Here is a 12,971-nt window from a genome sequence, read left to right on the forward strand (position 1 = left end):
TGGCGTTAGGCGTGGCGTTTGGCGTGGCGTTTGGCGTGGCGTTTGGCGTGGCGTTTGGCGTGGCGGGCTGCGTGGCGGGCTGCGTGGCGGGCTGCGTGGCGTTAGGCGTGGCGTTTGGCGTGGCGACACTCCGTCCGGAAAATTGGCTTTTGGGCTTACCTCTTGTTATGTGGTTTCCCCACAATAGACAATTGCAAATCCCCCGTGTTACCATACTCCCCCTTCACTCCCTGTCTTCACGGTTGAAAAATTGGCTGTGTCAAGACTGGGAGACTGGTTTGCATAACACCAACCAACTGCTGGCTTACACTCTTCAGTTCATCCCCGTGATTCAAGCTGTTAATCAGGTGCTGGCAGAAATCCCTTCAGAGCAAGTCGTCTTTCGTATCGTTCAGCTAGCTGAAGCCCCTTTCGATTGGCAACTCGTGCGTTTTACCTCAGCTTCTCTCAATGAAACGCTCAAGTCAAAATTTGTCGAAGATTTCTTTGTGTTAACTCATCGTTGGCAAGAACAACTCCAAGCTCGTTTTTTCACAGACATTCGCTTAGACACTCCCGCCCGTGCTACAGCAGCTGGTTTCTGGTATCTGCACGAAAAAGAACCAGCCAAAGCAATGCAGGCTTTTGCACAAGTCCGTTCTCTTCCCTACGGTGAAGAAATGTTCACCCTCGCCCAAACTCTAGCAGCTTTTAACCAAGCAAAGGGACCAGACGCGATCGCTACAGTTAAAATTCCTCGCTTTCCACAAGAACCTCTGCTGCGTCCAGTCACCTGGCAAACTCTCACATCTCTACGTTCTGTCGTTGAAAATGCCAAAATTGTACGGCGCAGTCGGTCTTTTTCTCAACGCTCCTTAGCCCTCAACCGTGCCTTAGGGGAACTCACAGAAATTCTAGATAATGCCGAGACTCTGCCGCAAGCAGAACACGAGTTAATTGTGGACATTGCCCAGACTTGGAGAAAAGCCTTGGAGAGGATAGCCAAGGAAGTCGGGGAAATTTCCATCACCAAGCCTGTGAGTAATCCTTACATCATTGGTGATCCAGTTGTAGGCGATCGCTTCGTTGGACGGGAAGATGTGATCAGACTGTTGCAGGAGTTGTGGATCAGGGGTTCTCAACTCCAATCTGTCGTTATCTACGGACACAGGCGGATGGGCAAAACTTCCATTCTGCGGAATGTCGCCAGTTTTGTAAAAGCAGGTGTACAAGTAGCTTATGTCAACCTTTTAGAAGTTGCAGATGCTCCCCAAGGAGTTGTAGAAGTGCTGATGGCGATTTCTGATGCCATTTCTGAAGTGATGCAAATTCCACCTCCAAGCAATGATGATTTGCTGAGTTTTCCGCAACCAACATTTAGAAGATACTTGACACAGGTGGAGAAAGAACTAGGAACTAAGAATTTAATTATCGCCTTAGACGAGTTCGAGAAAATCGAGGAACTGATGTCGGCAGGAAAAATCCCTGTAGATTTTATGGGGTATCTCCGGGGGTTGACGCAGAAAAGCTCTAAAATCGCTTTTGTCCTAGCAGGTTTGCACACCTTGGAGGAGATGACAGCCGATTACTTTCAACCTTTCTACGCCAGTGTGATCACAATCAAAGTTGGTTTCATGAAAGCTGGGGCTACTGACCAAATTCTTGCAAATCCATCTATCGAAGACTTTCCCCTGGACTACACGCCGGAAGCCCTTGATAAAATCTACGAACTCACCCACGGACAACCTTATTTAGTACAACTTGTCGCTTTCCAACTCGTCCGCCGTTACAATGACCAAGTTTTCAACACAGGACGCGCCCGAGATAATAATCTCAGAATAGGGGATGTGGAGGCAGTTGTCAACGACTCTGAGTTTTTCCAGCGGGGACGCTACTATTTTGATGGCGTTTGGGGTCAGGCGGCGCGGGGTGCTGCTGGTCAGCAGGCGATACTTCGGGCGTTAGCGTCATCACCACAAGGATTAAGTATTACAGCGTTATCTGATTGTACAAATATAGAAATTGCCGCTTTACAAGAAGCGCTCAATACATTAAAGCGTCATGATGTTGTTGAAGAAATTGAGGGACGCTGGCGCATTATCGTAGAACTCTTTCGTCGCTGGGTTTCCCAATTGTAAAATATAGGACTTCTATTTGATTTTTGCTCAGCTAGGTACTTTTTATTTCTTCTTCCCTGTTCCCTGTTCCCTGTTCCCTGTTCCCTGTTCTCCAACACGATATAAATAATAATTCATCCACAAGACATATGGAATAATTAAGCAGAATTACATCTTGGACAGAAGAAATAGCATTCCTATACTTCCTAAGATGTAACGAGTGTTAAATACGGAGTTTTATCATGTCTTATCCAGAAAACGAAAAACAAGAACAAAGCACTAACACTTCCGGTGGTTATGAAACCACTGTTGACGAAGAAACCCGCAAGACAGGGGCTGCTACTAAAAGTGGTGGTAAAGACTCTGCAGCACCAGAATCTGGTAGCAGCGAGTCTGTTGTAGAGGGCGGTGGTAATCAAGGAACCGAAAAGCGTTAAGTTTCAATGGGCAAGGGGTATAGGGGTGTAAGGGTGTAGGTGTTCAAACCTGTGACACCCTCACCCCCTTACATCCTCCCATAATTGCTGGATCTCGTTGCGTAAGTTCTGTTCTACTTAATTCAATCGTGAAATCAAGTGTTCGCCAACTCGCAGGGCATTGGCGATAATCGTTAGCGTAGGACTCACAGCAGCACTAGATGGGAAGAAACTGCCATCTACAACATAAAGATTATCTACATCATGGGTGCGACAATTAAGGTCAAGAACAGATGTTGCCGGGTCTTCTCCAAAACGGAGAGTACCACACTGATGCCCCACGACTCGAATCGTGGTATTGCTATAAGGATAAATGTCCAGCGGTAACCCCGATTTGTTTTCAGTTCTTTCTACTGCCTTGAGTATTTCTGTCCAATGATAAATCAGGCGGTCATGAGCCTCAAAATTATTGGTCGTGTAATCCAAATACAGCTTAGAACCGTCCACGCGCACTCTATTGTTGGGGTCGGGTAAATCTTCCGTTTGCAGCCACCAACCAATTGTACGCGATGCCAACTGCCGCAGCCCAAGTCCTGGCATTAATTTTGACAAAAGAGCCAACAAAGGTGGTGCTTCAGTAAGAATCATTTCCTGAAGAAGACTACCCGTATTCTGGATATGACCCATCGGATATTCATAATCCGAGTATCCCCAGTAAAAATCGTTGACGCAAATCGTCTTTTGGAACACGGTATGGTTAGGTTTAGGACTGAGTTGCACCAGTGCTGTCATCAGGTGTTTCATGAAGTTGCGTCCCACCTGATCAGAACTATTGGCAAGTCCGAGAGGGTGCTGTTCATTTGCCGATCGCAACAACAACGCCGCTGAGTTCACCGCCCCACACGCCAGCACTACAATATCGCCGAAAAACAGATGCGATCGCCCACCAATTTCCGCTTCAACAGCTTTAATTTCTCGACCAGACGGACTAGTGTGTAAACAGACAACTTTAGCTTCTGTCTTTAGTGTGACATTGGGCAATTCCAGGGCTGGGACAATTCCTATCACCTCAGCATCACCTTTGCCATCAACCTTACAAGGAAACCCATCACAAGTTTTACAACGGATACAATCACTGTCATCGGCATCGGTTTCATTTAGCCTTAAGCCCAAAGGCAGATGCGATGGATGCAGCCCCTGCTTAAGGATAGCATCGCAAAGTTGCTGCATTCGGGGTTCGTGGCTTACCGGAGCAGAAGGGTAATCTTCGCTGTGAGGAGGTTCTGTTGGATCGTCTCCCTGTTTACCGTGGACAGAGTAAAGCTTTTCTGCTTCGGTGTAGTAAGGTTCAAAGTCCTGGTATTTGACAGACCATTCTGGAGAAATACCATCTTGATGTTGAACCTTCTCAAAATCCTTTTCTCGCATCCGTAGCAAAGCCGCACCATAAACCTTGGTGTTACCTCCTACCCAATAATTGGTTTGGGGACGAAAAGGATCTCCTGAGATATCGTACCACTCTTCACGAGCGTTATAGCGTGCTTTTCCAAAGACCTCAAGGGGACTCCAATTTTCTTTTTCTTTTGGTAGGAAATCGCCTCTTTCCAGAATAAGAATTTTCTTACCTGTTGGTGCAAGTTTGTGTAATAATGTACCTCCACCTGCACCTGTACCAACGATAATCAAGTCATAGTGTTGATCATCAACAATCATAGGATTTCTCCTCCTTTAAGGTTATAGAAAAACAAGTCAAAATGCAAAATTGAAAACTCAAAATAAAAGCGATCGCCTTAATACGTGTGAATGGCATTTTGTTTCATTTTGAATATTCTGGATGCTCCCAAATCAAATTCATTTTTTTCAAACTTTGTTCACTGCCAGATATAAATAAGGATAAACAAAATAATCCAAATCACATCAACAAAGTGCCAAAATAAAGATGTTGCATTCACACCATAGTGACCAGACTCATAATTGCTCGGAAGAAACGAACGAGCAAAAATAATCATTTGCAAGATAATCCCAGTGAGAACGTGCAAACCGTGAAAACCAGTCAACAAGTAGAACGTCCCACCAAAAACACCACTGGTAAAGCCAAAAGCAAGGTGATTCCACTCAATCGCCTGTCCAACAAGGAAGTAAGTTCCCATTGCGATTGTTGCTAAAAGAAACAGGCGAAATTGATTCAAATTATGACGTATTAAGGCGCGTTCTGCGAAATAAATCACAAAGCTACTAGAAACAAGAATCACCGTATTAATAGCGGGGTCTTTAATTTCTAATCCAGAAACACCAGACGGTAACCAATCGGGAGTTGTTGTTTTGTAGACAATATAGCCTGCAAAAAAACTTAAGAAAATGACACTCTCTGAAAGTAAGAACACAACAAAACCGAACATTTTGTTGCCTTCTTCGTCGTGGGTATGCTCATGCAAAGGTTCCTGTATCTGTTCTGAAATGATAGAACTATCCATTGATTAAATTCTCCTTTACGTTTAACTTGTGAAAATCGATAGGTTCAGATTCCCGACAACTTTTAAAGTTGTCGGGAATCTTGTTATTTACGTTTACGTAGCGTCCAAGATAGGGCTTATGATTTAGCAAATTTTGTAGGGTGGGCACTGTTTACTGTTCGCGCTCGACTCCTATTTTTACATTGTGGGCAGTGCCCACCTTGCAGTTATTGAGAATGGTGAGCCAGCGCGGTCTTGGGGGTTTCCCCCATGAGCGACTGGCGAACCCGGAGGGTGCAAGATTTCAGTAAAAGAAATTTACACATTTGGGATGCTCCCTTAAACCTAAGGTGGGCATTGCCCAGTAAAAATTTTTCATTTCACCAGAAAACCTATTTTGGGCAATGCCCACCCTACAGAATTGTTTCTTATAATTTAGGATTGCTATGTGAACAATCAACAGTGATTACAAGAAATACGTTTATTTATACCCAACCTATTTGTGATTATGAACTTGACCAGCAGCAGCGACTAATGGTTCAGATTTACCATACCCATAGGGTTCAGAAATAACCACAGGAATTTCCTCAAAATTCTCTACAGGTGGTGGTGAAGAAACCAACCATTCTAATCCAATTGCCCGCCAAGGATTTTCAGGAGCCTGCGTTCCATGCATCCAGGAAGCTATCATGTTGAGAATGAAAGGTAAAGTGGACATTCCTAGTAAAAACCCTCCAATACTGGCAACAATATTCCAGAATTCATACTCAGGAGCGTAGGAAGAAACGCGACGCAACATTCCTTGTAATCCTAATGGATGCATAGGGAAAAAGTTAAGATTGGTGCCAATAAATGCCAGCCAAAAGTGCAACTGACCCCAACCCTCGTTGTACATACGTCCAGTCATCTTGGGGAACCAGTGGTATATGGCAGCAAACATCCCCATCGTCACCGTGCCATAAAGAACGTAGTGGAAATGACCCACCACATAGTATGTATTGTTAACGTGAATATCAATTGGAACAGAGGAGAGCGTGATGCCAGTAATACCGGCAAACACGAACAATATCAATCCACCCAAAGCAAATAGCATCGGCGTATTCAGGCGCAGCTTACCTCCCCAGATAGTTGCAACCCAAGCAAAGACTTTAATACCAGTAGGCACAGAAACGAACATTGTCGAGAGCATGAAAATCAGCCGCATCCAGCCTGGAGTACCGCTGACGTACATATGGTGTACCCAAACTAGAGCACTCACTCCAGCAATCAACAGCGATGAAATTGCCACGACTCTGTAGCCAAACAGAGGTTTACGAGAATACACAGGAAAGATTTCCGAAAAAATCCCGAAGACTGGCAGAATGATCACGTAAACTGCAGGGTGTGAGTAGAACCAGAAAAAGTGTTGGAAAAGAACTGCATTACCTCCCTTGGCGGGGTCAAAAAAGCTGGTTCCAACTGTTAAGTCAAAAAGGAGCATGACTGCACCTGCAGTTAAGGCAGGGAGTCCAAACAGTTGAATAATCTGAGCGCTAAAGACTGCCCAGACAAACAAAGGCATCCGGAAGAATGTCATGCCTGGTGCCCGCATCTTGACAATTGTTGTCACAAAGTTGACTGCTCCCATAATCGAGGAAACCCCCGATATTGCCACAGCTAAAAGCCAGAGAAATTGACCATTTATCAATTGACCTGAGGGGTTTTGCAAACTGACGGGAGGGTAAGACCACCAGCCCGCTTGTGCTGGACCACCTGGCAGAAAGAAACTCGCCATCAGCAAAGCTCCAGCCACAGGAACCATCCAGAACGCAACCGCATTCAAGCGGGGAAATGCCATATCTCGCGCCCCAATCATTAACGGCACAAGGTAGTTGGCAAAACCTACCAGTATTGGAAATGTCCAACCGAATAACATGACTGTGCCATGCATAGTAAACATGGCATTGTAGACTGTGCGGTCAACAAGGTCTGATTCTGGGGTAATCAATTCCCCCCGAATCACCATTGCAAATATACCGCCAACAAGAAAGAAAATGAAAGCGGTGACGATATACTGGATACCAATGACTTTGTGGTCAGTGCTAAAGCTGAAGTATCGCTTCCAGCCTGTTCCAGCTTCGTGATGAGGGTTTGCACCACCGGTTATATTGATGTCTTTAACGGAAATATTGGTCATGTGTCATTTGTCCTTTGAATGGGTGCTTTATTTCCGCGCCCCGTCTACTAGTCTCACCACTAACTAATTGCTGTAATTGACCATCGGAGGTTGCGCAGGCTTAACTGCAGGCCAGCCAGTTTTGATAAGTCCTTTTGTTTGCTGGGTATACTCAGCAGCTGCCTGATTAGGTGCAGGGGATGGTTTGTGAGTTGCTACTTCGGCAAGCCATTTATCATAGTCTTCGGGAGACTCAACAACTACATTCGCCTGCATTGTAGCGAAGTAAGCACCGCTGAATTGGGAATCGGTTAATCGATATTTGCCCACGCGGATGGGGGTGAATTCAAAGTCAATTGTGCGTTTAGGAATAACGTCTTGCTTAAGTCGAAAAGCGGGAATATAAAAGCCGTGGATCACGTCTTCTGATTGCATTGCTAAATGAACGCGGTGATTGCTCGGTAAATGCAATTCGGTGCTGGTGACACCTTGATTTGGGTAGCGGAATACCCAAGCCCACTGCTTGGCATTGACTTCAATGTTTTCCAGAGGTTCAGTTGAGGAGTCCATAGGTGCTGCATAAGCCGATTCCATCCCCATTGGTGTATGCAGGTGGACAACTTCCATTGGACCGCGAATTGCCATTTGGTCGTAGACTTGGTAACTATAGCCTGCAATCCATAACACTAGCAAAATTGGGATAACTGTCCAGACAACTTCGACTGTGATATTCCCTTCAATCGGTGGACCATCTTTAAAGTCATACTTGCCAGCTCGATAAAAAGTCACAGAGTATATGACAGTTGCAGTCACTCCAAGAAAGATGAATGCGCCCAGTGTCACGAGAAAGCTAAACAAATTATCTATCAGTTGTGATTCTGCGGCGGCTTGCGGAGGAAGCCAAGAATATGCCTGCTGCCCGATCCAGAGACTGACAAGAGTCAGGGCGATCGCACTTACAATTATGATCGAAACATTCCAGATTTTCATAGTCATTAGTCATTGGTCATGAGTCATTAGTCATTAGTCATTAGCAAGGAACAAATGACTAAGGACTAGAATTATTTACTTGAGCAGTACATTGGGGTTTTGACCCAATCGCAACAACATATCAGCGGTATTATGTACACCAAACTCAGCAGCCAGTTGCGCTCCTAGTGTTCCATGAAGGTACATCACAAACATGATTGCGAACCCAGAAATCAGGTAACCCCACTGCACTTGTTGGCTTTTATCCTTACACCAAACGTAGCGCTGCAATCCTCGCCAAACAGTCATGCCAACAATCAATGCTAATAATAAGACACCACCGATACCATGCCAGAGCATTGTTTCCATTGGTTGTAATCCCCAGGCACTCTTCACATCAGATGGTGGATTTGCCAGCATGATTTCGTAAAAGCCTGCTGCTACCGTAAAAAAGCTAATCACGGCTGAACCCAGCAAATTGTACCAGCCAACATCAAAGAAGTTGGAACGAACGGCGTTAATTGCTAAAAATTTGAAGACTGGAGTTTGTAAGGGGAACAGGACACCAACGACATCAAACAGAATTCCAAGAATAAATAAACCAAGGGTGAGATGAACTAAGTTTGGATGAATTGGTATTGCATAGGGCAATCCGTTTGCGCCAACATGTGTTTTTAATTGGTCAATAATTTCAGTATTCATTGCAACAACCCCTCTTTTAGTGCTTCAATAACTGGTACTGTATGCAGTCCATAGACCCAAACCAGTTTGTCTCCGAGATACACTTGTACGCCAACCAGAAGAGTTAAAATCAGCCCTAGTGTAAGATAAGAAAACGGTACTTTATGTGGGGTTCGGCTACGAATGACATAGCGCCAAGCTGTTATAGATGCAAGGATTCCTGAAAGCGACCAGCCAAGCAGTGTATGTATGTTCAATGTTGACTCAACAGCATTATAAGGTTCTGCCAAACCTGCTTCAAACTGACCAAAAATGATCGCGACGAAGATAGAAATGGTGGCAAAAAATAGATTCCACCAACTCACTTCAAAAAGACGGGATTTCCCTGTGAAATAACCAATGACATCGCAAACAAAGGCAAACAATACCATCGCAATGACGAAGTGTACAACAATGGGATGAACTGTATCTGGATACGGTAGATTATGATCATTCAAGGCCGGAAAATACTCAAACATATTCTACTCCTAGATATATCTTCTGAATTATTTGTCACTGCAAAGCCTGTATTCAGTAAATATTTGTGACCTAACATTTTTCATACGGAATTAAATTAAAAATTTACGACATTTTATGTTTGTCAATTATTGACAAAATCAATCTTTAGAACTTTCTCTAAGATGTTAGAGTGTAACAGTTATCAGTTATCAGTTATCAGTTATCAATCTTCACTGTTTACTGTTCACTGTTCACTGTTTACTTCACACGCACAATGATTCGATACCTACTTTGAGGGTCAGATACTCAATCATTAAGTCAGAAAATAGCCACAGGTTTTAACGAAAAACCTGGTTCAATAGCAGCCCTATGCCCAATCTAATTGCATTTTTGTGGTAATTTATTCCCTAGGACTGTTTACCACTGTTACCTATCTTAAACTTCTGTAAATAAAATTTATGTATGCTTTGATAGTTTTATATTTTTTTTATTTTGTTAAAATAGAACAGTAAAATTAACTTTTTTTCTATTTTTTATATTTTAGAAGATAGCACAAAAAATCGTAGAATCAAGCATAGCAACAAGGGTTATACAAACGCTCACAGATATAGCAATCTTATTTGATAGGTGAACAGTTCGTTTGCGCTGTTGAACGCCAGACGCCTCTGTCGGCAAACCCTTCTGTAGCGCTGGCTCCTGTTAACAGTTGACAGTCAACAGTCTTAAATCAATATTTACAAATCATTTAGGACTGCTATAGTTTGTTCCAACATTATTGAATGGTATATTTATTTACGCACCCACTGTACTAGTACTCCAAGGCGTAAATTCGGTTAGGGTGTAAATATAGACTTTTAAGGGGAAGCGTTTGGCAGTATAACCCTATCTAAACTTACGCCGCACTGTACTAGTCAATTCTGAATCATCTTGAAGAGTCCTGGGTAAACCATCAAATATTGTCAAATATTGTAAGATACAGAAGTTGTGTGCAAAATCTTTACCTGATACATAAGCATAGTGGGAAAGAACTAGCTATCACGTGAAAAATCCTATGATTAAGCTTTATCATGTCGAATTATCCGGAAATTCTTATAAAGTACGATTAATGCTATCGCTGCTTGGGATTAAGCATGAGCAGGTGTTGGTTGATCTTCGCGGTGGCGAACACAAATCTCCCCAATTCCTCAAACTAAATCCCTTTGGTCAAATTCCTGTACTGGTGGATGGGGACGTTGTGGTACGAGATTCTCATGCGATTCTGGTTTATCTAGCACGACGTTACGGTGATGAGGATTGGTTACCCACAGAAGCACAAAGCATGAGCAAAGTCATGGGGTGGTTGTTCACTGCTGCAAATGAAATTCATCAGGGACCGGAATCTGCCAGACGATACCACCTGTTTCAAATTCCGTTAGATGTGCAACTGGCAACACAAAGAGCTTATGCAATCCTGAAAATACTGGATGAGCATTTGACTGGGCGACAATGGCTGGAACTGAACCGCCCCACTATCGCAGATGTTGCGTGTTTTCCATACATTGCACTAGCCCCAGATGGCAAAGTCTCTTTAGATGCTTACCCCAACATAATTGCTTGGATTAAGCAGATGAAACAATTACCAGGATACGTTGGAATGCCAGGGCTGTAGTATCAATCCAAAATCCAAAGTAGAGTTTGATGTTAACTCATCTCCCGGCTATGAAATTTTCACTCCGTTTAATTTCATAAAAAGCCGGGAGAAATCGAAGTCATTAGTCATTAGTCTTTAGTCATTAGTAGCTTCTCGCGAAAATCGTCATTAATTATACTAATGACTAGTGACTAATGACTAAGACGGGGCAAGGAGACAATTCCTCCCCGTTTTAGAAAAAGCGGGGATTCCTTGCCTCGTCTTCTTGAGCAAGTATTGGAAACCAGGAGGTTTGGGGAATATTCACCTGTGAATCTAGATGAGAACAAAGCTTGTTCTTGTGTTTGTTCTGCCTGTTGGGGTAAGCACGCCTTGAAGTCTCGAACACGTAACTCGAACATCTGCTAAAATTCTTCTGGATTGAAATATTGAATAATAATTTCGCTACTGTTGCACAAGAGCGAAATCAGATTAATCCAAGCTTTAACACCAAAGCTAGTGTCTATTTTCCAAAGCTTGATTTTTTTGTAGCTTTTCTTGTCTGGTAGCTTTGAGGTTTTTCGTGTAAAGTAATTATCTTGTAGATAAACACGATTCTGCTCCGTCCAGATGACGGAATATTTTGCATTGACTCTCTGGCTCACTATGCACATATTTATTGAAATAGTAGTGCTCAAAGCAATTATCAGGAATTTCCTCTATCTCCAATATCTTGATGCTGTCAGGATAGCTCTAAAAAAACTCTGTGCGCACACCATGAATTTGGATAATTTTTTTTGCCAAATTGGATTGATAGAGGTGGTGAGATCTACATCAAATCCAAGGGCTTATCGACAGCAACGGCTATGGCTCGGCGGTGCTGGTGCCGAAAGTAACTGCGTGACTTTGCCCCGTTACAGAGGAACGCTTAAGTCTGTTTTTGTGTGAACTTTCTTTAGCACAAGAAAGGCGATCGCACACCCCATCCCAAAAAACTTGGGAAAATATCCTAAGTTTTTTATAATAGAATCAAAAATTATGAAACCTAAAAAAGTAGAAATTGTCACCATTAAAACTCCCCCAGAGCCATCTCTGAGTGGCGTTGAAGGAGTATCACCTGAATCGGAACAAACCACTGATTCAGAACAAACTGCAGCCCAAGCGCAAGAACACAAAGACGATCCCGAAGAAACCACTGCTTCTGATCACGAGCATAAGCCGGAAATAGAAGAACCTGGTGCCATCTTTCAAGCTGTTGGAGTTATTACTGGAAAAGTCGCTTTCAGCGAAGAGAACAAAAGTACTATCATGATTGGGAACAAAGAGTATCCTCTCTTTTACGCGCCCAAGAAACAGCGAGCATTTGAAGCACTGAAGAAAGAAGTACAGGCAACGGGCGAAGCCACTCAACGGTTGGTTGTTTACCCGCGTTTTACGCACTTTCCTAGACGCGATCAACCCGCCCAGGTTTCGTTTCAAGTCGTCGGGTTTGACAAAGGACGTGAAACAAAGGGGGCGGCATCCGAGGAACTTTCTGACATGGAGTTCAAACTCTGTGGATTATGGCAGTTCATCCCCGTTTGCCCTACTCCCTGCATCTCTATATTCCGAAATTTTACCAAAGAGCGGTTAGATCATGTTAAAAAATCGGAACCAGCAAAAAAGGTAAAATTCATGAAAGCTAGCCACCTGCCACTATTTTGGAGGGATGCGCCAGTTCCGCCGTTCAGATTCAATCCCAAGGCTGAAAAAGAACAGCAAGGCAAGCCGGTTTTCGTGCAGATCAAAGCTAAATTTCTGCCTGGGCGTGATGCTTTTGCATTTGATTCGTTGCTGGGGCTGCCGTTGGAGAAGCCACCCAAGTTCCTAAAAGTGAGCAAGGAAGATAAGGCGACAGCGTTAAAGGCGAAGAGGGATGCTGAAAGAGCTGCTGGCAAGGATGTTGGGGGATACGAACGTAAGCCACCGTATACAGTCAGGCCCAAAGGTAATTTTAGTGAAAAACCAATGAGCGAAAAACCAATGAGCGAAAAACCAATGTTCGAAAAACCAAAGCCGAAACCAAAGCCACAAGAGTAGTCAAAAAGAAACTCC

General features: G+C 43.6%; 12 protein-coding genes. 5 read left to right on the forward strand and 7 right to left on the reverse strand.

Features of this window, described 5'->3' with window-relative positions; translation table 11 throughout:
- The coding region (locus AC5JM2_RS13390; RefSeq protein WP_495835366.1) for an AAA family ATPase at window positions 1-2,117 on the forward strand (2,117 nt) is incomplete at its 5' end.
- A 221-nt stretch (window positions 2,118-2,338) separates the two neighbouring features.
- A complete protein-coding gene (locus tag AC5JM2_RS13395) occupies window positions 2,339-2,533 on the forward strand; it encodes a hypothetical protein (RefSeq protein ID WP_495835367.1) in 195 nt (64 codons plus the stop codon).
- A gap of 117 nt (window positions 2,534-2,650) precedes the next feature.
- On the opposite strand, the gene AC5JM2_RS13400 is transcribed toward AC5JM2_RS13395, so the two are convergent.
- The 6 genes from AC5JM2_RS13400 to AC5JM2_RS13425 form a co-directional block, all read right to left on the reverse strand.
- A complete protein-coding gene (locus AC5JM2_RS13400) occupies window positions 2,651-4,225 on the reverse strand; it encodes a GMC oxidoreductase (protein WP_495835368.1) in 1,575 nt (524 codons plus the stop codon).
- A gap of 158 nt (window positions 4,226-4,383) precedes the next feature.
- Complete coding sequence (locus AC5JM2_RS13405; protein WP_495835369.1) at window positions 4,384-4,986, reverse strand: cytochrome c oxidase subunit 3; 603 nt, start codon at window positions 4,984-4,986, stop codon at window positions 4,384-4,386.
- A gap of 475 nt (window positions 4,987-5,461) precedes the next feature.
- Entirely contained in the window at window positions 5,462-7,141 is a 1,680-nt protein-coding gene (ctaD, locus tag AC5JM2_RS13410; RefSeq protein ID WP_495835370.1) for a cytochrome c oxidase subunit I, read from the reverse strand.
- 63 nt (window positions 7,142-7,204) lie between these two features.
- Window positions 7,205-8,110, reverse strand: coding sequence for a cytochrome c oxidase subunit II (locus AC5JM2_RS13415; protein WP_495835394.1), 906 nt, complete (start codon window positions 8,108-8,110; stop codon window positions 7,205-7,207).
- Window positions 8,111-8,185: 75 nt separating this feature from the next.
- Window positions 8,186-8,791, reverse strand: a complete 606-nt coding sequence (locus tag AC5JM2_RS13420; RefSeq protein ID WP_495835371.1) for a DUF2231 domain-containing protein — start codon at window positions 8,789-8,791, stop codon at window positions 8,186-8,188.
- Window positions 8,788-9,288, reverse strand: a complete 501-nt coding sequence (locus AC5JM2_RS13425) for a DUF2231 domain-containing protein (protein WP_495835372.1) — start codon at window positions 9,286-9,288, stop codon at window positions 8,788-8,790. Before AC5JM2_RS13425 ends, AC5JM2_RS13420 begins: the two co-directional genes overlap by 4 nt.
- A gap of 1,031 nt (window positions 9,289-10,319) precedes the next feature.
- Between AC5JM2_RS13425 and AC5JM2_RS13430 the strand changes: the two genes are divergently transcribed.
- Complete coding sequence (locus tag AC5JM2_RS13430; protein WP_495835373.1) at window positions 10,320-10,916, forward strand: glutathione S-transferase family protein; 597 nt, start codon at window positions 10,320-10,322, stop codon at window positions 10,914-10,916.
- Between the two features lie 386 nt (window positions 10,917-11,302).
- Here the strand turns inward: AC5JM2_RS13430 and AC5JM2_RS13435 are convergent, their stop codons facing one another.
- Window positions 11,303-11,542, reverse strand: a complete 240-nt coding sequence (locus AC5JM2_RS13435) for a hypothetical protein (protein WP_495835374.1) — start codon at window positions 11,540-11,542, stop codon at window positions 11,303-11,305.
- 112 nt (window positions 11,543-11,654) lie between these two features.
- On the opposite strand from AC5JM2_RS13435, the gene AC5JM2_RS13440 reads away from it, so the two are divergent.
- On the forward strand, window positions 11,655-11,825 hold the full coding sequence (locus AC5JM2_RS13440; RefSeq protein WP_495835375.1) for a hypothetical protein: 171 nt from the start codon (window positions 11,655-11,657) through the stop codon (window positions 11,823-11,825).
- 90 nt (window positions 11,826-11,915) lie between these two features.
- On the forward strand, window positions 11,916-12,956 hold the full coding sequence (locus AC5JM2_RS13445; RefSeq protein ID WP_495835376.1) for a hypothetical protein: 1,041 nt from the start codon (window positions 11,916-11,918) through the stop codon (window positions 12,954-12,956).
- Window positions 12,957-12,971: the final 15 nt, after the last annotated feature.

It is taken from the genome of Brasilonema angustatum (genome assembly GCF_059505445.1).